This window comes from Paenibacillus sp. BR2-3 (genome assembly GCF_046529485.1).
Lineage (GTDB): Bacteria > Bacillota > Bacilli > Paenibacillales > Paenibacillaceae > Paenibacillus_AQ.
Genome location: NZ_CP126311.1, coordinates 1,943,110 through 1,962,874, shown reverse-complemented (window position 1 = coordinate 1,962,874; position 19,765 = coordinate 1,943,110). Strand labels below are relative to the sequence as shown.

Here is a 19,765-nt window from a genome sequence, read left to right as displayed (position 1 = left end):
GAGGAGCCTGTCCCTTTATGAACCATCTTACACCAGAGCAGCTCTCAGAGCTGCGGGCGAGCCTGGAGAAGCAGCAGAAAGAGATTGAAAACAGAATTCAGGAAAACGATCATTATGACCTTGATAACTCCATGCGTTATTCATCGGGCGAGCTTACTGAAATCGACAACCATCCCGGGGACGCCGCAACAGACCTATATCATCGTTCCATGGATATTTCACTGTTGGAGCGGGACGAGCATGAGTTAGTCAATATAAAAGCGGCTCTGGCCTCCATGGATGAGGGCACCTATGGAATATGTGCAGCCAGCGGTCAACCAATTCCTTATGAACGACTGGTTGCAGTTCCCTCTACACGCTACTCCAAGGAGTTCAATCCCCGGCAAGAGCAGCCGCATACGCGGCCCGTGGAAGAGGAAGTACTGTCGCCTCCATTTGGCCGCACCAGTCTTGACGAACGGGAGGACCAAAATGGTTTTGACGGTGAAGACGCCTGGCAAATTGTCGAAAGCTGGGGTAATTCGGACTCTCCTGCCATGGCCGAGGGAAACAATGTGGATTCTTATAATGAAATGGAAATTGAAGCAGGTGAGCCTGACGGCTGGGTTGAGCCATGGGAGAACTTTGTCGCCACTGATATTACAGGGAACAATGTAACCATAATCCAGGGAAACAGCTATAAGCATTATTTGGACAGCGGCGAAGGCAGTTTTTTACTGGGTCCTAATGAAAAAGAAGAACAGGAGTAGCCTATGCTGCTCCTTCTTCCCTTTAAAAGGTTTTAAGTTCAAGCTGGTGCTGTACAATTCTCACGATATCCGCAATATAATCCCCGATAATCGGCAGATTGAGCGCCCCTAAGACCTGAAGCACATATATAATGGTTGCCGCAAAAAAGGTGAAGCCAAGCGCGATACCCAAACCACGGGCCGTTCCCGACAATACATTCAGCCATATCAGACGCCATGGAGAATGAAGCAGCTCCGTATATTGGGCGATGCGGGACTTCTCCATCTGCTGCGCCAGCCCGGTTGTCAGACGGTACACCGTATTTAATTTCTCCTCGGCCGTTATGTTTTCCGGTTCGGGATTGCCGGATACCCTTTTTTCAGTAGTTTTGTTCACCTGAACTTTATTTTCCGGACTGCCGGATTCTCCGGATGTTTTGACGGAAATTCTTCCTGTACGGCCTGAGCTTCTGCTATCTTCTTTCTGGTCTTCCACGGCATACGGCCCCTTCCCCGCCTCTTCAGCCGCCACAAACTAAACGAGCCCGGCCTAGGAGATTACCATCTCTCCTGAAGCACGGAGCTCGTTATTTTGCGCCGAAATATAAAGAGGCTATATTTCCCGCATAAACAGAAAGCTTCTGTTTACACTTGTGCCGCTAGTATATGCTGTTTCCAGACAAGTAATGCAGATTAAGCATTGATATGGATGCCAATCGATTTGCCGCCGGCATCTACAGTTTCAAAGGAATACTCTCCGCCAAAATCAACGGTTGTAACAAGCACATTATCACGCAGCACGTCTTCAAAAGCGATAACTGCAGCCTTCAGCTCCTCATCCACATTCAGTGTCAAGGCAATCCGCTTCTCAATCGGCAGATCCAGACGCTTGCGGTAATCCTGAACAGCCCGGACGATTTCACGTACCCAGCCCTCTTGTTCAAGAGCAGGCGTAATTTCGGTGTTCAGCGCTACCGTAATTCCGTAGCCGGAGGCTGACGCGAATCCCGGCTTGGCCTGCTTCTCTACCAGCAGCTCCTCGGACGTAATTTGCAGCTCTTCACCTTCAGGAGAGACAACAGCAAGTGTGCCATCCTGTACCACCTTACGGGTAGCTTCGCTGTCCAGGCCTTTCAGGAAGCCTTGAAGGAATCCAACGTTTTTGCCATATTTTTTGCCGGCTACCTTCAGGTTCAGCTTCAGGGTGAAATCAACAAATCCGCTGTCACTGGTCTCCAGAACGAGCTTCTTGATGTTGATCTCATCCTTTACAATATCGGCGTAGCCTGTAGCATCGAAGCTGCGGTCCATGGAAACGATAAGCTCGGATAACGGTTGGCGTGTCTTGATCCCCGTTTCGTTACGGACATTGCGCGCCAATTCAACAATTGCTCTCGCACTCTCCATGTCCTGCTCCAGTTCCTTGTCGATCAGACTTTCGTCCGCCACCGGATAATCCGCTAAATGCACGCTTTCTCCGCCGCCCAGGTTCGTGAAAATATCCTCGGAAAGCATCGGAGTGAAAGGTGCCATTAATGCAGCCGTCGTCAGCAATACGCGGGTCAATGTGCGGTAAGCGTCCAGCTTATCCTCACCCAGTCCGCTTCCCCAGAAGCGGTCACGCGAACGGCGGATATACCAGTTGCTCAGTTCATCCACAAAGTTCTCAATCGCTTTGGACGAGTTGACAAAATCATTGACTGCCAGCCCTTTTTCCACAAAGAGAATCAAGCTGTTCAGACGGGATAGAATCCAGCGGTCCAGCTTATGATCCGAAACCTTAAAAGGATGCTCAGCCGGGTCATAGCCGTCGATGCCCGCATACAACGTGAGGAAGGCATGAGTGTTCACCAGGGTATCTACAACCTTGGATTTCGTCTCACCCACCAGGCTGCGTGAGAAGCGTTTATTATTCCATGGAGCGCTGTCCGACAAAATTGCCCAACGGAACGCGTCCGTGCCGTATTCATTCATGATTTCCCACGGGTCAATAACATTGCCCTTGGATTTGGACATTTTTTGCCCGTTCTCATCCAGAATGTGTCCGGTCGCAATTACCGCTTTGTAAGGAGCTACGCCCTTGAACAAAGTGGATACGGCAAGCAAGCTGTAGAACCAGCCGCGGGTCTGGTCAATGCCTTCACAGATCATATCCGCCGGATACTGCTCCTCCAGCTTATCTGCGTTTTCAAACGGATAGTGGCTTTGCGCAAAGGGCATCGAACCGCTGTCGAACCAAACGTCGATAACCTCCGATGTACGCACCATCACGCCGCCCTCACTAAAAGGACTGCGCAGCTGGATGTTATCTACATACGGCTTGTGAAGCTCAATATCTTCAGGAACGTCAGTGGTAGCCATTTCTCTCAGCTCCGCAATACTGTGCGGAGCAAACTCCTTGCCTGTATCCTGGCATACCCATACATTCAGCGGTGTTCCCCAGTAGCGGTTCCGGCTGATATTCCAGTCTACCAGTTCATCCAGGAACTTTCCGAAACGTCCTTCGCGCACGTGACCCGGGTACCAATTGACACTGTTGTTATTAGCGATAAGCTGATCTTTGATCGCCGTTGTGTTGATGAACCAGCTGTCTGTTGCATAGTACAGAAGCGGTGTATCGCAGCGCCAGCAGAATGGGTAGCTATGCTCGTATTTCTCTTTACTGTACAGCAATCCTTTTTCCGAAAGCGTCTTGACGATGTCCAGATCGCAATCCTTCACAAAACGCCCTGCAAAATCAGTCACGACATCCGTATATTTACCCGATGTATCCACCACGTTAACGAAGCTGATGCCGTTCTCACGGCAGGATTTATAGTCATCCTCGCCATGAGCCGGAGCCATGTGCACGATACCTGTACCGCTGGCATCCGTAACGAAGGAAGCCCCCACGATGATATTGCTTTTCTCAGCCTGGATATAACCGAAAGGAGGGGCATAGGTTTTTCCGATAAATTCAGAGCCTTTATGGGTGGAAAGGATTGTATGCTCGCCTTTCACAACCTCTTCCACCAAATTCTTGGCCAGGATATACACGCCGTCTTCCTGCTGCACCCGCACATAATCCATATCCGGGTTCATCGCCAAAGCCATATGCGCCGGGAGCGTCCAAGGGGTTGTCGTCCAGGCCAGAACAAAGTCTCCGCTGTCATCAAGCTTGAACTTTGCCGTTGCACTGAGGTCTTTAACCGTCTTGTAGCCCTGCGCCACTTCATGCGAGCTCAGGGTAGTCTGGCAGCTCGGGCAATAAGGACTTACGCGATGACCGCGGTACAGCAGCCCTTTCTCATGCACTGTAGCCAGTATGTTCCATACGCTCTCGATATAGGTATTATTCAGCGTGATGTAAGGATTATCCAGATCGGTCCAGTAACCGATGGCTTCCGTGAACTCGCGCCATTGCTTCTCATAACCAAATACGCTGGCCTTGCATTTCGTAATAAATTTTTCAACGCCGTAAGCTTCGATCTCCTGCTTTCCGGAGATGCCAAGCTGCTTCTCAACACCCAGCTCGACAGGGAGACCGTGTGTATCCCAGCCGGCTTTGCGCACTACGCGGTAGCCTTTCATCGTCTGGTAGCGTCCGATGAAATCCTTGATTACCCGTCCCAGCACGTGGCCGATATGCGGCGCTCCATTCGCAGTCGGAGGTCCTTCATAGAACACATAGTTTGGGCGTCCCTCGCGGTTTTCCATGGATTTGCGGAACGTATTTTCATCGCTCCACTTCTTCAAAATACGGACGTCTCTTGCCCGCGCTTTTTCTTTGATGTCTACTTTTTGCATGTGGTCATCATTCCTTTTCAAAATTTTCGATCCCCCTAAATCCCCCTTAGCCAAGGGGGACCCCAAGGGCTGCTGCCCTCTGGACACCCGCAAGCTCGGCGGAAAGAGGGGGTGTGGTGGAAGGGAGTGATTGTTCGGCGCGGTGAGCGGCCCCTCTCAGGCTCCCCTAACGGGGACGCCTTCGGGGCCTATACTGCGACGGGATGGCCGGCGGCTCACTTGCCGGCCCTTTATACCCTCGCTAGGGCTGCCCTTCGGGATCGCGGCTCGGGATGAACTGCAAGAGCAAGAGCAGAAAAAAGAGCATTGTCTCACCCCCCAAGGGGCGAGACAATGCTCGCGATACCACCCTAATTCAGTGCATGATGACTTCCATAATTGGAACGTCAAACAGCACGATCTCAGTCCCGTGCGTAAAGATTGGCACGGGTCCGGTGTAACGTCCGGCAGACGGCTCAGCTTACGCACGATTAACGCTTCAGCTTGGCTTCTAGGGGAAGATCTTCCTTCAGGGTCTGAACATCGGCTCTCAGCAATCGCCGACTCTCTGGAGAACGCAACCTGTCGTACTGGTCCCTTCATCGAATACATATGAACATGGTAAAGATATGTTCTAGTTATAGCCTCTTTAGCCTCAAATGTCAACATCCAGGGTTGAATGCAAACAGGGAAGTTCCCAAGGAGCGTCCACACCAACTCCCTTTAATCTTGCACCACAGAAAAAGGGAGCCTCAACAGCCAACCATAGCTTTTGGGCCCCCCTTGCAGAACATCAATTAAAATTACATTCATCGAATACTCTTATGCGTTGTTGATGAGAGCTAGATTACGCCTTCGCGGACCTCACGACTCTCCAGAGCGTCCCAATCATCCTGGGAGAGCAGCTCCAGCTGCGCTTCAAGAAGCGTCCGGAAGCGGGTACGGTAAATGGAGGCCTGCTTGCGCAATTCTTCAGTCTCTATAGCAACTCTACGTGATTTGGAAAGTGCTTCGTTTACGATCCGGTCAGCATTTTTCTCCGATTCCTTGATAATAAGCTGCGATTCCTTCTTCGCGTTGCTCTTCACTTCATCCGCCGCTTCCTGGGCAACGATGATGGTCTTTGAAAGTGTTTCTTCAATATTAACAAAATGATCCAAGCGTTCCTGAATGGACAAAAGCTGGTTATGCAGCTCCTTGTTCTCACGAATAACAATCTCGTAATCCTTGATAACCTGGTCCAAAAATTCGTTGACCTCATCTTCATCATAACCTCGGAACCGCCGGGCGAATTCCTTGTTATGTATATCGAGCGGTGTTAATGGCATGCTGTGCACCTCCTAGAAATTTCAACCCTCTATCGCCCCAACAGAAAAGACTATATGATTCCCAAAGTTAATGAATTTCGACAATTAACTTCAGATTCCTGCAAAGTATCTATACAAATTTACCAACCTGAACATGGTAACGGCCTTTTTGGGTCAAGCCGCCGATCTCCGTAACCTTGAATCGCCCGAAGCCCTGTACAGATACTATATCGCCTTCCTTAAGTCCGAAGGAGGGGTCTTCCTCCACCTTCCAGTTCACCCTGACCCGGCCCCCCTTGATCGGAACAAGCATTTTGCTCCGGCTCAGGCGGCATACATCCGAGGCAATCCCGTCCAGGCGGAGAGAGGCTACGGAAAGCTCCATAATCTCCAGTTTGGTTTCCGTACCCCGCAGCGCGGACAGCGGTAAAATCTCCGTGCTTACCGAAACCCGGTGTACTCCATTCAAGTGTATAGCCAAATAATCGGCGATATCCGATGTTACTACGGCATGACAGCCGTTCTCAAGCACGCGGATATCACCGATTTTACTTCTTTTGATACCAAGACCCAGAATAGAGCCCATATAATCGCTATGCTCCAAAGCTTGAAACTTCTGTTCAGCAGGAGTGATGGCAAGCACCTTCATCTCCATGTCCTCATGATCCAGATCACGATAATCCGGAGCGATCAATGCCCGCCGCCGTTCCGCCCCTTCATGCCCGCCTTCCATTCTCAGAATAACATCAGGATGACGGTTAACAAGGCTATGCAAAATATAACCCTGGCGAGGATCAAGAAAATCGGTAAGCTTGACCTCATGATACTCTCCTGCATGGTTAACCCATTCCCAGGCCCTGTCAACAAATTGGCGTTCATCGGGGTGAAAATGACCATAAATTTCATTCTTCATGAGATCAGCCTATAAAATATCTGAGTACTGATTTTAACCCGCCTGCGGCAAATTCCAGCACGATCAAGGCGATAAACGGAGAAATATCAAGCGTCCCGAAAAGTGGCGGAATCATTCTCCGAAACGGTGTGAGATAGGGTTCTACCAGCTTGCTAAGGAGCTCTCCGATAAAGTTATCGCGAACATTAGGCAGCCAGGACATCAGCACATAGAAAATAATCATGTAGAAATAAATGTTGAACAGTATATCAATAATCGAATAAATTTGGGTCAAAACCCGTTCACCTCATTCTGTTATAATCTTGCTCATCACCCAGGATTTCCGTAATGGAACCCTGAATTTCAACCGTATCCGGTGTGCACATAAATATATTGCCCCCAATTTTGGAGATTCCTCCGCCAAGGGCATATACAGTCCCGCTAATAAAATCAATAATCCGCATCGCCTGATCATTGCGGACACGCTGCAGATTGATTACTACTGTCCGGTGTGAACGAAGATGATCCGCAATTTCCTGGGCTTCATCATACGAACGGGGCTCATACAGTACAACCTTCACATTTTTTTGCGAATGAATACTGACGACATTACCTCCCCGTTGGTTTTTGCGGGTCTCTACAGGTACAGGTTCATAATCTTCCTCATCGCGCGAAGAGATTTGCTCCCGCTCTACAACTTCCTCTTCCTCCTGCAAGCCCAAAAAATTCATAAACCGGTTCATCACACCCATCACGATCCCTCCTCATGGCCTACTAATACCGTGCCCAGGCGAACCCAGGTGGACCCTTCTTCAACAGCCACATCAAAATCATTCGACATTCCCATCGACAGTTCACGGATCGGCTCAGGTGTAAGTGCTTGATGATTCAATTGATCGCGTAACTCACGTAAACCTCGAAATACAGGACGAGTATGCTCCGGATCTTCTTCAAACGGAGCCATCGTCATAAGTCCTATAACTTTTACACGGTCCAGACTTGCGATACTCCGTAAAAAATCCGGTACTTCCTCTGGTGCAAGGCCATATTTGCTCTCTTCACCTGAAATGTTTACCTGTAGGAACACCTTGACGTCAATCCCTGCCGTCTTGGCCTTCCTTTGCAGTTCCTGTGCCAGAGACAGCCGGTCCAAAGAGTGAATATATTGGAATTTGCCGATAACGTCCTTTACCTTATTGGTCTGCAAATGCCCGATGAAATGCCATGTCCCTTTATCCCCGAGAGCAATCCATTTACTTTCGGCATCCTGCCAGCGACTTTCACCGATATGCTCCATAGGGGCAGACAGTACTGAGGCTACCTTATCCAATGTAACATATTTGGTCACAGCAATCACATGGACATCCCCTGGATCCCGGCCGCTTGCCGCACAGGCACGCTGTATGCGATCACTTACTTCGGCTATTCTCTCCTGCAGTGTCAAGGCCAACTTTCAACTCTCCTTTATTCCGATCCAGCTCGTCATTCTCCCCGTAACACCGTTTTCCTTGCGGTAGGAAAAAAATAAATCCGGATTACAGCTTGTACACCAAGTTGTACATTCGATATGAGTCGGCAATATTCCTGCTTTTATCATAATGCGTCGATTCAATTCTTTCAAGTTAAGCATGCTTTTGTCGCCATTTGCTTCTGACTTTCGATACAAGCTCTGGGATAAACCCGTTTCTGTAACAAAGTGCTCCTCCAGTGGATGAACCTGATTCATCACATGGTCATTCACCTCATAACAACACTCACCGATAGAAGGACCTATGGCCGCAAGAATATCATGCGGACGGCTTCCGTACTCATCACTCATTTTGATTACCATAGCGGCAGCAATCTCAGCTACAGTCCCTTTCCAGCCGGCATGCGCCAGACCCACTGCTGACCGCACCGGGTCATAGAAATATAACGGAACACAATCCGCATAAAAGGAAGTCAGCAGCACACCCGGAACATTGGTAATCAATCCATCGGTTTCCGCAAAGGCGGAGGTTCTGTCCTCGCTTCCAAGGCCGCGGTCCTTGTAATCCACTACGGCTATATTCACCCCATGAGTCTGTTCCCCGCATGTCCAGTCTTCAAGCTGAAAGCCAAGTTTCCGGGCAAGAATTCTCCGATTGCTTATCACGTCCTTGGGATTGTCACCCACGTGAAAAGCACAGTTAAGACTTTCATAGGGCGCCTTGCCGGCGCCTCCCTGTCTGCTTGTAAAACCAGCGGTAATCCCTGTATGATTCACATTCCACGGCTCCAGACGGAACAGCGGCGGTGTTTCACCCTTAAGCACAAACGGCTCCATATTCTCACCTCCGCTCCAGTGTACCACAAGAACAACCCTGTCTAAACACCCCATGAGGCAAGACGCCTGCCGGTAGAGCCAAGTAATTTTAAATTATATATGTAAAAAAAGACGCACCGGCTAATATGTGCGCCGTTCGCTGCGATCCCCCCGCTCCAGATAAACCGTCTCCCGCTGCTCCTCCTGAAAGGGTGTCCGCAACTCTTCCATTTTTACAAGCACTACATCCGAGCCGATTTTGACGATATTCCGCCACGGAATGATTAGATCAGAGCCCCCGCCGAACAATCCCATAAAACGGGTATAACCGGGCACTACAATAGCGTCGATTACACCTTTTCTCAAATCCAGCTCCAGATCACTGATCTGCCCCAATCGTTTACCGTCTACAATGTTGATGACATCCTTGGTCTGAAAATCTGATATTTTCATTTTTTTACCTGCCGCTAAAGACTCCTGATTCATTGCGCCACCTCCGTACCATCAGACGTATTAATAAATATATGATACATAAGCTTGGCTACATGTCATTTTCATGCAGAACTGAAATATCTTTTTATTAAGAAAGGCGATCCTTTACGGATCGCCCATGGCCTCACTTTTTTAGTGGTCTTAAGATTTCACATACTTTTGCATCTGCTGAATGGCCGATTTTTCAAGACGGGAAACCTGTGCCTGGGAAATGCCGATCTCATCCGCCACCTCCATCTGGGTCTTGCCTTCGAAAAAGCGCATCGAAAGTATTCTCTTCTCCCGCTGCCCGAGCTTGCGCATAGCTTCGCGTAATGCAATTTCTTCGATCCAGGAGACATCCTTGTTCTTGTCATCGCTGATCTGGTCCATTACATAAATCGGATCTCCTCCGTCATGATAGATCGGCTCAAACAGGGAAACCGGGTCCTGGATCGCATCCAGCGCAAAAACGACGTCTTCCTTGGGCACGCCCAGTGCCTCGGATATTTCCAACAGGGTAGGTTCCCGCGAATTCTGATTAGTAAGGCTATCCCGTACCTGTAGCGCTTTATAGGCGATATCCCTCAGTGATCTTGACACCCGGATCGGGTTATTATCACGCAGATAACGGCGGATTTCTCCAATAATCATCGGTACTGCATATGTGGAGAATTTAACATTTTGCCCTAGATCAAAATTATCGATGGCTTTCATCAGCCCGATGCAACCAACCTGAAACAGATCGTCAACGAACTCTCCCCGATTATTGAATCGCTGGATGACGCTTAATACAAGTCTCAGATTGCCGTTTACCAATTTCTCTCGGGCGGAACGTTCGCCCTGCTGCTGCAGCGAAGTGAACAGCAGCCGCATTTCCACGTTCGTCAGAACGGGTAATTTGGAAGTATCCACACCGCAAATCTCGACTTTATTTCGGGTCATGATGATTTACCTCCCAAGGAGAAACATTACTGTACATTATCTCCCGGGGTGGCCATTTTATTCCTTGGCCGTGTCTATTTAAACCATCTTGTTGAACTCCTTGCGAAGCCGCTTGATAATTCTTTTCTCCAGCCGTGAAATGTAGGATTGGGATATGCCAAGCAGATCAGCGACATCTTTTTGCGTTTTTTCCTCGCCTCCGCGCAGTCCGAACCGGAGCTCCATAATCAGCCGTTCCCGTTCGCTCAGCTTTTCCAGCGCTTTCTGCAGCAGCTTCCGGTCCACCTGCTCCTCAATATTCCGGTATATCGTATCATTCTCCGTACCCAGCACGTCCGACAGAAGCAGCTCATTGCCATCCCAATCAATATTTAACGGTTCATCAAAAGAAACCTCACTGCGCGTCTTGCTGTTACGCCGCAAATACATCAAAATTTCATTCTCTATGCAGCGGGAGGCATAGGTTGCCAGCTTGATCTTTTTCTCGGGATCGAATGTATTAACCGCTTTTATCAGACCTATGGCACCTATGGAGACCAGATCCTCAATGTTAATGCCTGTATTCTCAAATTTGCGGGCAATGTACACAACAAGCCGCAGATTGCGCTCAATCAGCATCGCACGAACAGCTGCGTCGCCGCTGGATAGCCGCTGAAGCAAGTACTCCTCCTCCTCACGCGTCAGCGGAGGAGGCAGTGCCTCGCTTCCGCCGATATAATAAATTTCCTGGCTTTTCAGCCCCAGCAGAAATAGCATGCGGTAATATTGCAGCTGCATAGCGATTTTCCATTTAACCATCATTGTTCCTCCTTCTAGAAGTGCATGGTTCGGTGTAAAGTTTCTAGTGTCCGCTTCCTGCGGCTGGTCATCAGGACGGGATCGCCGCGTTAACAATGCTCTCTGTCTGGGTCAAATCCGGGTGTATGATGGCCCGGTACGCGCCGTCTCCCGACAGTGTCCCGCCATCCAGCCCAATCAGTACTCTTTTACTGTGAAAAGTATCTTCACCGAGCCTTATCGTTACAAGGTCCGGCTTCAAGGCGAGCATGAAGGAGGCCCCGCGGTTGACGCCCCGGTAAGGCACAAGCCGCATTCTGTCCTGCCAGGCAAAGGACTGCCCGTCCGTTTCCAGCAAAAGTCTGTCCGCTCCATCCTGAGTCAGTCTGCCTTTCCATGAGGCCGGGAGATACCCTTCCCAAAGTGCCGCCTCCATGACCATTACAGGAATACGGGTCAGAGGATCATACAGCCTGTTTCCGGTATCCATCAAACCGCTGCAGACAACAGATACTCCGCCAATTTCTACTTCCACCTCACCGATATAGGTCTCTAGCTTTTCCCTCCTGACACGGGAGGAATGAACCATTTTGAAGCAGACCAGTACAAGAGGCAATATCGCGAGAATGAACCAAAAGCCGATTTTTATCCGGTACGCATAACCTCCTGCAGCAGTAAACATAATGCCATTCCAAATATCACCGGAGCTTTGCAGCAAATAATGAATACCAAGAATACCGCCTGCTGCCGCAAAGTTAATCATATAAAACGCTCCCATAGTCCGGAGGTAGCTTTGCAGGCTAACGAAGCCAAATGCTATCCATAGCATAAGCACCGACAATCCGAATTTGATGATGAAGGTGTAAAGAAAGGACAATTCCGGCACAAACATCATCACCACATATAACGCACCGACAAAGGCGGATAGACTCATACGCCACCAGGGTGTCCTGAGCCTCAGCATCCAGCCGGTAAGCCACAGCAGTATTCCGTCGATCAAAAGATTGGCGGCAAATATCAAGTCAATATATACTACCAGGACATTCACCTGCCTAAAACGGAAATCTAGCCTTGAGCCTTGCGGCTAAGTCATTCTTTTTTGGACGATATGATTAGTATAGAAAGTCTCGTATTCAAAGTCTGTCTAAACCTGGGGGCATTCCTGAGGTTTTTTTGTCGAGTTTTCGGTTTCAGCAAAAAGCACCGTGAATCCTCCAGCAAATGCTAGGGGATTCACGGTGCTTTTATAGTCATAGTCTATTTAACTTAATTATAGATTTAGATTAGTCGTTATTACCGCGTGTACGGTTGCGCAGGAACGTCGGAATATCCAGCTGGTCAGAACTTGTCTGATTGCCAAAAGGACGCAGGTTGGCGTTCTTATCAGCGGCTGGCTCGCTCGGAGAGGCTGCAGGGCGTCGTACCTGGGCAGCGGACGGTGAGGGTTTATGCTCAAAGCCGGTTGCTATAACCGTCACCTTGATCTCGTCCTTCATCGTTTCCTCGATAATCGCGCCGAAGATCATGTTCACTTCAGGGTCGGAAGCAGAGGTTACAATTTCAGCCGCTTCATTCACTTCATACAGCGAGAGATTGGAACCGCCTGTAATGTTCATAATTACTCCGCGTGCTCCCTCAATGGATGTTTCCAATAGCGGGCTCATAATGGCTTTACGCGCCGCTTCCGAAGCACGGTTTTCTCCTGTTGCAATGCCGATTCCCATAAGTGCTGAGCCACGCTCTGTCATTATGGTTTTTACATCGGCAAAGTCAAGGTTGATCAGACCCGGAACGGCGATCAGATCCGAGATACCCTGTACCGCCTGGCGCAGCACATTGTCCGCTTCACGGAATGCTTCCAGCATCGGTGTTTTTTTATCGACAATCTCCAGCAAACGGTCGTTCGGTATTACGATTAGCGTATCCACTTTCTCTTTCAACGCTTCGATACCAAGCTCTGCCTGATTGGAACGTTTTCTGCCTTCAAAAGTAAAAGGACGTGTTACAACGCCTACCGTCAATGCTCCGCACTCTCTGGCAATTTCAGCAATTACCGGAGCTGCGCCTGTTCCTGTTCCGCCTCCCATACCTGCGGTAACAAAAACCATATCTGCGCCTTTAAGTGTATTAGAAATCAGGTCGCGGGATTCTTCAGCCGCTTTCTTGCCGACCTCAGGATTCGCTCCTGCACCCAATCCACGGGTTAATTTGTCCCCGATTTGCAGCTTGTGCTCCGATTTGGCCATATGCAGCGCTTGGGCATCTGTATTTACCGTGATGAACTCAACACCCTGAACGCCGTTCTCAATCATCCGGTTAACAGCGTTGCTACCGCCGCCGCCGACGCCGATGACTTTTATTTGCGCCAAGCTCTCCATTTCAAAATCAAATTCTAACATATTATTCCATCTCCCCCTAGAATAGTGCTTGGATGGCCGGTCCAAGTATATCTGGACTTTCGCTTATATGAAATCACTAAAAATATCCTTTATACGCTCCACCAATCCGGATTTCCGGGCAGAACTCTGACTTGGTGCAGAATTCTGCTTAGTACTGCGGTTAACCGTCTTCTTGTTGCTATTGCTATTTCCACTGCTGCTACGTCCGCGGAAACTGCGGACTACGTTATGCAGAATGCCGACACCGCCAGTGAAGCCAGGGTCCCGAACACCAATATAATCCGGAACGGCAATGCGTACGGATGAGGACAGCTCTGACTGAGCAGCCTTCAATACACCCGGCATCGATACAGTGCCACCCGTTAATATATAACCTCCGGGAAGGTCAATGTAACCAAGCCGTTTCACTTCCTGAGAGATAAGATGGAAAATCTCCTGGACACGCGGTTCAATAATTGCCGCCAAATCCTCCTGGTTGAACTCCTTCTCCACATTGCTGCCAATCCGGAGCACCTTGAAGGTAACGTCCGAGGCAGCATCATCAATCCAGGCACAACCATACTTCAGCTTAACCTTCTCAGCCTGATCGGTTAGTGTCCGAAGTCCGTAGGCAATATCATTGGTTACAAATTCTCCGCCAATCGGAATCGTAGAAGTTGCACTAAGAGAGCCTTCTTCATATACAGCTATCGTTGTTGAACCCGCACCTATATCCACCAGGACGGCACCCATTGATTTCTCATCTTTGGATAGCGCCAATCCTCCTGCTCCGAGAGACATCAGTACAAGATCCTTAACCTTCAAGCCTGATTTCTCAACACAGCGTAACAGGTTATGTATTGGCGTCTTTGCACCGGTAATGATCGTAGCTTCCACTTCAAGGCGAACGCCGATCATCCCCCGGGGATCCTGAATTCCTTCAAGACCATCGACAATATATTGCTTCGCGACAACATCGATAACTTCACGCTCTGGAGGCAATGCGATCACTTCCGCCGCCTTGATTACGCGCTCGATATCCTCCTGGCCAATTTCGCGGTCCTCATTCTGAACCGCTACAACGCCATGACTGGATTGAAGTCCGATGTGATTTCCCGAAATGCCGACATATACCTCGGATATTTGAATACCGACCATTTGTTCTGCATGCTCGACAGCACTCTTGATGGACTGAACGGTCTGATCGATATCTACAATCGCGCCTTTACGTATTCCTTCGGAATTAGCAGATCCAACGCCAATAATATTAAAGGTTCCATTGGTAACTTCCCCAATAATTGCACGAACTTTGGATGTACCGATGTCCAAACTAACAATGATGTCATTGTTGCTCAAGCCCTATGGCACCTCCTGTTATAATGAAATAAGTGATAAATTTGTTCCCGGTCCCGGGAAACGTCTCTGTACATATTCCACATACGCAATGCTTTCCCTCTTTTTTCAACAATTTTTTTGACTGGAAGATTGTTGATAATCTCCAATGGTTAACGGAGAAAAAAGGGGGATGTAACTTCTTGCCCATAAAATCGATTGTAGCATTTTTTTACTAGTATTAGTAGGGACTTTTTACTCTTGTAAGTCCTCACCATCACCGTTTTCTGTAAAAAAGGGAACATATGAATCCGCTTCTAGCATCTTGATCAGTCCAGGCTGTTCTGTTTCGATAACCTGATTTAAATATTCAATCTTATCACTCAGCAATGAAATCGCTGTAATAACCTCAAAGCGGGACCGGGTATACATCTTGATCCGGTCTGGAAAAGAGAGTGTCGGTGAAGGGACAATTTCTGAAATATCACTTGTAAGTTCGTTGGGAATGCTCCCCAGCACTTTGCACAGCTTGGTTTTGAAGGGGTCAGAGTCCTTCCAGTTTGTCAGTATAGGCTTCTCTACCGCAATGCCGGTTTCATTAATGGATACCGCCGCGCTGCTGGATAAAATCGCCTTCAGGGTCCCCTCACCGTCCAGCTCGTAAGCTACAGCCGGAAATTCCTCGATATGAACTTTAATAATGCCCGGAAAGGATTTTTCCACAGTTGCTGTTTGAATGGTATTCAATTTCAGCATGGATTTTTGCACCGATTCCTTGGAAACCGCAAAGAATTGCCCTCCGATTCTCAGACCGCTTTGGGCAAGCAATTCCTGTTGTGTGGAATATTTGCTGCCTTCAAACGTAATCTGCGTTATCCGGCTGACAGACGAGCGGAAAAAAATCACGGCAAGAAGCGCAATGAAAAGCAGCAGCAGTATAGCCGTAAGCCTCCGGCTCATTTTTTTCTTGGGCTTGTCCTCTTTAAGAAGAGGTAAACGCGTTTTTGACATTCTCATATCTCCGTAAGAAGGCCCTGTCTCCTCCTTGGACAGGTAGAAGACAGGATCTTTAATTGGCCAGGAAGAAAACAGCATTACCGTACTTTTCGGGACGGAATCCGTGCAGCCTATACATCCTTGTAGTTTAAATCAAAGGGACCCGGTACAGATACTTTACGGGTAATGCGGGCGCCCAACTTCTGAAACAGCTTCTCGATGCCGTCATAGCCCCGATCGATATGATGCGCTTGCTCCACAATCGTGGTGCCTTGGGCGGCAAGCCCGGCGATGACAAGTGCTGCCCCGGCGCGTAAATCCGTAGCCTCCACGGTGGCACCATACAGCCTTTGTACGCCGCGGATAAACGCACGATTCAAATCAATGGAAATATCCGCGCCCATTCGGGCCATCTCATCCACATGCTTGAATCGTCCTTCGAATACCGTCTCCTTGATGATACTAAAACCATCGGCCAGTGCTAGAAGGACCATAACCTGTGACTGTAAATCGGTAGGAAAAGAAGGGTAAGGAGAAGTTATAATTCTTTCTACTGCCCGAGGCCGTCCCATACAGCTGATATTAATTATATCATTGCATACTGTGATTTGAACACCTGCACGCTTCAGAACATGAATCAGTGAGGACAGATGCCCGGCATTGGTCCGGGTCAATGTTACAGCGCCCCGTGTTGCTGCTGCTGCAATCATTACGGTCCCGGCCACAATCCTGTCAGGAATAACCTCATATGAACAGGGGTAGAGCTTTTCCACACCTTGAATAGTAATCGTGTCCGTTCCCGCCCCTATAATATGAGCACCCATCTTATTCAAAAAATTCTGCAGATCTTGAATCTCGGGCTCTCTGGCCGCACCCGATATCGTTGTAGTGCCTTCTGCTTTGGCCGCAGCCATCATAATATTCTCCGTCGCCCCTACACTCGGATAGTCGAGATGAATATCACTTCCCGTAAGCTTTGCTGCCCGGCAGGAAACCCGGCCGTTGCTTTCCTCAATCTCCGCCCCCAGTGCCTGTAAACCCTGCAGGTGAAGGTCGATTTTGCGTTCTCCGATCGCACAGCCGCCCGGCTGGTAAATCGTCACTTCGCCAAATCTCGATAACAAAGGTCCCATAAGAAAGATTGAGGATCTCATCTGCCGCATTAGATCCTCAGGAACATGGGATGTACTCACGGATGACGTATTTATCGTCACCGTTTCCTCTTCATGCACACTTGCGCAGCCCAGCCGGCCCAATATATCCAGCATAGTTTCGATGTCAAGCAGCTTCGGCACATTATGCAGTGAGTGAACTCCTTCGGCCAGCAGGCTTGCCGCCAATATCGGCAATGCTGCATTTTTTGCTCCATGGATGCGAATGGTGCCTGACAAGGGATTCCCTCCCTCAATCACCAATTTGTCCAATGTATCACCCCCGAGTTTACCGCTCACCCACCACAAACACTCGGTACCAGGAGTAGGAAGATAGCCGATCAAGATAGTTCGCCTCTGCTTATTCTCCATATATACCGGAAGTGCCCTGGGTGATTGTCACGATTATAGGATTATCCTATGTCAAATCCCTCGGGTGTGTGACAGCCGCAGCCTATTAAGAACTTCACGCAAATTGCGCTTGGCTGTGCATATACATAACAGGTCTAACTCTTCTGGGCGACCAGTCTGCGCAGCTCCTTCGTAATCACAGCCGCAGAGTCCCTTTTGCCGAGCCGCTGTGCGTTCAGGGACATCTTTTGACGTAATTGTTCATCTCCGATAATGTTATGAATGGCGCTGAGCAAGGCCGGCCCTGTCAGATCTTTCTCCAATATGACCACTGCCGCACCCTCGCCTTCCAGTTGTCTCGCATTCGCTTCCTGGTGGTTATTTGTTACGTTAGGTGAAGGAATAAGAACGGAGGGAATACCCAGTGCTGTAATCTCGGCGAGAAAAGAAGCACCTGCACGATTCACTATAAGAGAAGTGCAGGCCAGCACCTCCGGCATATTGTGAATGTAGGGAAGGACATGCAGCCCATTGGGCAGTCCCCCCAGCTTTTCGCGCAATTCCTTGCGGGTCTCTTCGAAATACGGCTCACCGGTAACATACACATAATGAACTCCATTACCCTTACCCACAAATGGAGCCATTTCAATCATAGCCTTATTAATTGCCTTGGCTCCCTGGCTGCCGCCTACGACCAGAACAACGGTACTGCCTTCGGAAATACCAAGGGAAGCATACCCTCGCTGAGGGCTTGCCGTGGTCACAGTAGTCGCACGGGGATTGCCTGTATAAATCACCCGTTTGCTTCCAGGGAAGGAAGACTCCGTACCTGCAAAGCTTACGGCTACCGTATCGGCATATCTGCTGAGAAACTTGTTGGTCAAGCCCGGAATTGCATTCTGTTCATGAATCAAGGTTGGAATGCCCAGCTTGGAAGCCGCATAAACGACCGGACCGCAAACATATCCTCCGGTTCCTATAACGACGTCCGGTTTAAACTGCTTCAGCATTTCCTTGGAAGACTTCACACCTTTAAGGAAACGCATAACCGTTTTCACATTGTCCAGAGAGAGCTTCCGCCGAAAACCGGTGATATCTATTGCCTTGAACGGAATTTTCTCCTGGGGAACAAGCTTGCTTTCAAGGCCCCTCGTTCCGCCTATGTACAGAATTTCCGTTCGCTCCTCCTCCTCCTCGGCTTCCAACTGCCTGGCTACCGCGACCGCGGGATAAATATGTCCTCCCGTGCCTCCGCCGCTTAATACGATACGCATGTCTTTCACCTCACATAACGGGATAAGTTCAATAAAATGCCGAGGGCTGTAAGCATCAGGGTCAGTGAAGAGCCACCGTAGCTGATCAGCGGGAGCGTAATGCCCGTAACGGGCATAAGACCGATAACCACACCGATGTTGATAATGACTTGAACAGCCACCATACAAACGATGCCTACGGCCAAATAGCTGCCGAAGCGGTCAGGCAGACTCATGGCTACCTTCATCCCACGCCAAATCAGGATCAGAAACAGTGTCAGCACTGCCAATCCGCCGATAAAGCCCAGCTCCTCAGCCAAAATAGAAAAGATAAAGTCGGTCTGCGGTTCGGGAACGTAACTGTATTTCTGGCGGCTCATCCCAAGCCCGAGTCCGCCGAGTCCCCCGGGGCCTATGGCATACAGCGACTGGATGATCTGGTAACCTGCGCCGAGCGGGTCCGACCAGGGATCAAGAAAAGCCGTAATCCGCTGCAAGCGGTAAGGCGCTGTGGCAATCAAGCCTGCAAAGCCGACTGCTCCCGCTATACCTAGTGACACCAGATGCTTTATTTGGGCCCCGGCTGTGTAGACCATCATCAAAGTGGCCCCCACCATAACTGTACCTGTTCCAAGATCAGGCTGAAGCATGATCAAAGCAAAAGCCGAACCGATCAGCGCGAGCGGCGGGAGCAGTCCGCGAGTGAAGGAGGAAATATCATAATCCTCGCGCCCCAGCCAGTTAGCCAGGAAAAGGATCATCCCCATTTTCATGAACTCGGACGGCTGGATTCCGAAGGAACTGATGCCCAGCCAGCTGCGTGCTCCACCGCGTACGACCCCGATACCTGGAATGAGGACCATAACGAGCAGGATAAAACATACAATCAACCCTGCCTTGGCAAAGCCCTTCCACACCCGATATTCAGTATTGGCTGTGATATACATCGCGACCAGCCCGAATCCGGCAAACAATAGCTGTCTTTTGACAAAATAAAACGAATCTCCATAATTGCGAAAGCCCAGAACGGATCCGGCGCTGTATACCATCACCATGCCGATAGCCAGCAAAGATAGAATAGGGATCAGCAGCCAAATATCCGGCGCAGGACGAGACTTATTCATAAGGAGCACAC

General features: G+C 49.4%; 19 protein-coding genes. 1 reads left to right on the top strand and 18 read right to left on the bottom strand.

All coding sequences use genetic code 11. From position 1 onward, the window contains the following. The first annotated feature begins 17 nt into the window (after nucleotides 1-17). Nucleotides 18-749 (top strand): TraR/DksA C4-type zinc finger protein, encoded by a 732-nt coding sequence (locus PaeBR_RS09225; RefSeq protein ID WP_410514533.1) that lies wholly within the window; start codon nucleotides 18-20, stop codon nucleotides 747-749. 22 nt (nucleotides 750-771) lie between these two features. On the opposite strand, the gene PaeBR_RS09220 is transcribed toward PaeBR_RS09225, so the two are convergent. The 18 genes from PaeBR_RS09220 to spoVE form a co-directional block, all read right to left on the bottom strand. Then, complete coding sequence (locus PaeBR_RS09220; protein WP_410515127.1) at nucleotides 772-1,074, bottom strand: DUF5665 domain-containing protein; 303 nt, start codon at nucleotides 1,072-1,074, stop codon at nucleotides 772-774. A 347-nt stretch (nucleotides 1,075-1,421) separates the two neighbouring features. Next, a complete protein-coding gene (gene ileS / locus PaeBR_RS09215) occupies nucleotides 1,422-4,514 on the bottom strand; it encodes an isoleucine--tRNA ligase (RefSeq protein ID WP_410515126.1) in 3,093 nt (1,030 codons plus the stop codon). Nucleotides 4,515-5,335: 821 nt separating this feature from the next. Continuing rightward, the gene (locus PaeBR_RS09210) at nucleotides 5,336-5,821 is read right to left on the bottom strand and encodes a DivIVA domain-containing protein (protein ID WP_410514532.1); all 486 of its coding nucleotides are present in this window, start codon (nucleotides 5,819-5,821) and stop codon (nucleotides 5,336-5,338) included. A 109-nt stretch (nucleotides 5,822-5,930) separates the two neighbouring features. Next, a complete protein-coding gene (locus PaeBR_RS09205) occupies nucleotides 5,931-6,713 on the bottom strand; it encodes an RNA-binding protein (protein ID WP_410514531.1) in 783 nt (260 codons plus the stop codon). 4 nt (nucleotides 6,714-6,717) lie between these two features. After that, nucleotides 6,718-6,987, bottom strand: a complete 270-nt coding sequence (locus tag PaeBR_RS09200) for a YggT family protein (RefSeq protein WP_410514530.1) — start codon at nucleotides 6,985-6,987, stop codon at nucleotides 6,718-6,720. Nucleotides 6,988-6,994: 7 nt separating this feature from the next. After that, a complete protein-coding gene (locus PaeBR_RS09195) occupies nucleotides 6,995-7,444 on the bottom strand; it encodes a cell division protein SepF (protein WP_410514529.1) in 450 nt (149 codons plus the stop codon). After that, nucleotides 7,444-8,136: a YggS family pyridoxal phosphate-dependent enzyme gene (locus tag PaeBR_RS09190; protein ID WP_410515125.1), complete on the bottom strand. Its 693-nt coding sequence runs from the start codon at nucleotides 8,134-8,136 to the stop codon at nucleotides 7,444-7,446. The genes PaeBR_RS09195 and PaeBR_RS09190 overlap by 1 nt, the downstream gene beginning before the upstream one ends. A gap of 9 nt (nucleotides 8,137-8,145) precedes the next feature. Then, nucleotides 8,146-8,997: a peptidoglycan editing factor PgeF gene (gene pgeF / locus PaeBR_RS09185; protein ID WP_410514528.1), complete on the bottom strand. Its 852-nt coding sequence runs from the start codon at nucleotides 8,995-8,997 to the stop codon at nucleotides 8,146-8,148. A gap of 120 nt (nucleotides 8,998-9,117) precedes the next feature. Further along, complete coding sequence (locus tag PaeBR_RS09180; protein WP_410514527.1) at nucleotides 9,118-9,462, bottom strand: YlmC/YmxH family sporulation protein; 345 nt, start codon at nucleotides 9,460-9,462, stop codon at nucleotides 9,118-9,120. 147 nt (nucleotides 9,463-9,609) lie between these two features. Further along, nucleotides 9,610-10,392, bottom strand: a complete 783-nt coding sequence (sigG, locus tag PaeBR_RS09175) for an RNA polymerase sporulation sigma factor SigG (protein WP_307585955.1) — start codon at nucleotides 10,390-10,392, stop codon at nucleotides 9,610-9,612. Nucleotides 10,393-10,470: 78 nt separating this feature from the next. Continuing rightward, the gene (gene sigE / locus PaeBR_RS09170) at nucleotides 10,471-11,193 is read right to left on the bottom strand and encodes an RNA polymerase sporulation sigma factor SigE (protein ID WP_307585956.1); all 723 of its coding nucleotides are present in this window, start codon (nucleotides 11,191-11,193) and stop codon (nucleotides 10,471-10,473) included. Nucleotides 11,194-11,260: 67 nt separating this feature from the next. Then, on the bottom strand, nucleotides 11,261-12,208 hold the full coding sequence (gene spoIIGA / locus PaeBR_RS09165; RefSeq protein ID WP_410515124.1) for a sigma-E processing peptidase SpoIIGA: 948 nt from the start codon (nucleotides 12,206-12,208) through the stop codon (nucleotides 11,261-11,263). Nucleotides 12,209-12,452: 244 nt separating this feature from the next. After that, a complete protein-coding gene (gene ftsZ, locus PaeBR_RS09160; RefSeq protein WP_410514526.1) occupies nucleotides 12,453-13,568 on the bottom strand; it encodes a cell division protein FtsZ in 1,116 nt (371 codons plus the stop codon). Between the two features lie 63 nt (nucleotides 13,569-13,631). Next, the gene (gene ftsA, locus PaeBR_RS09155) at nucleotides 13,632-14,903 is read right to left on the bottom strand and encodes a cell division protein FtsA (protein ID WP_410514525.1); all 1,272 of its coding nucleotides are present in this window, start codon (nucleotides 14,901-14,903) and stop codon (nucleotides 13,632-13,634) included. Nucleotides 14,904-15,134: 231 nt separating this feature from the next. Next, nucleotides 15,135-15,890: a cell division protein FtsQ/DivIB gene (locus PaeBR_RS09150; protein ID WP_410514524.1), complete on the bottom strand. Its 756-nt coding sequence runs from the start codon at nucleotides 15,888-15,890 to the stop codon at nucleotides 15,135-15,137. Nucleotides 15,891-16,006: 116 nt separating this feature from the next. After that, nucleotides 16,007-17,299, bottom strand: coding sequence for a UDP-N-acetylglucosamine 1-carboxyvinyltransferase (gene murA, locus PaeBR_RS09145; RefSeq protein ID WP_410514523.1), 1,293 nt, complete (start codon nucleotides 17,297-17,299; stop codon nucleotides 16,007-16,009). Nucleotides 17,300-17,532: 233 nt separating this feature from the next. Further along, a complete protein-coding gene (gene murG, locus PaeBR_RS09140; protein ID WP_410514522.1) occupies nucleotides 17,533-18,651 on the bottom strand; it encodes an undecaprenyldiphospho-muramoylpentapeptide beta-N-acetylglucosaminyltransferase in 1,119 nt (372 codons plus the stop codon). Between the two features lie 5 nt (nucleotides 18,652-18,656). Then, nucleotides 18,657-19,754: a stage V sporulation protein E gene (gene spoVE / locus PaeBR_RS09135; protein ID WP_410514521.1), complete on the bottom strand. Its 1,098-nt coding sequence runs from the start codon at nucleotides 19,752-19,754 to the stop codon at nucleotides 18,657-18,659. Between the last annotated feature and the right edge of the window lie 11 nt (nucleotides 19,755-19,765).

Coding starts and splice junctions, on each gene's coding strand:
- PaeBR_RS09225 (WP_410514533.1), top strand. CDS start 18: ATGAACCATCTTACACCAGAGCAGCTCTCAGAGCTGCGGGCGAGCCTG.
- ileS (WP_410515126.1), bottom strand. CDS start 4,514: ATGCAAAAAGTAGACATCAAAGAAAAAGCGCGGGCAAGAGACGTCCGT.
- PaeBR_RS09210 (WP_410514532.1), bottom strand. CDS start 5,821: ATGCCATTAACACCGCTCGATATACATAACAAGGAATTCGCCCGGCGG.
- PaeBR_RS09205 (WP_410514531.1), bottom strand. CDS start 6,713: ATGAAGAATGAAATTTATGGTCATTTTCACCCCGATGAACGCCAATTT.
- PaeBR_RS09195 (WP_410514529.1), bottom strand. CDS start 7,444: ATGGGTGTGATGAACCGGTTTATGAATTTTTTGGGCTTGCAGGAGGAA.
- pgeF (WP_410514528.1), bottom strand. CDS start 8,997: ATGGAGCCGTTTGTGCTTAAGGGTGAAACACCGCCGCTGTTCCGTCTG.
- PaeBR_RS09180 (WP_410514527.1), bottom strand. CDS start 9,462: ATGAATCAGGAGTCTTTAGCGGCAGGTAAAAAAATGAAAATATCAGAT.
- sigG (WP_307585955.1), bottom strand. CDS start 10,392: ATGACCCGAAATAAAGTCGAGATTTGCGGTGTGGATACTTCCAAATTA.
- sigE (WP_307585956.1), bottom strand. CDS start 11,193: ATGATGGTTAAATGGAAAATCGCTATGCAGCTGCAATATTACCGCATG.
- ftsZ (WP_410514526.1), bottom strand. CDS start 13,568: ATGTTAGAATTTGATTTTGAAATGGAGAGCTTGGCGCAAATAAAAGTC.
- PaeBR_RS09150 (WP_410514524.1), bottom strand. CDS start 15,890: ATGTCAAAAACGCGTTTACCTCTTCTTAAAGAGGACAAGCCCAAGAAA.
- murG (WP_410514522.1), bottom strand. CDS start 18,651: ATGCGTATCGTATTAAGCGGCGGAGGCACGGGAGGACATATTTATCCC.
- spoVE (WP_410514521.1), bottom strand. CDS start 19,754: ATGAATAAGTCTCGTCCTGCGCCGGATATTTGGCTGCTGATCCCTATT.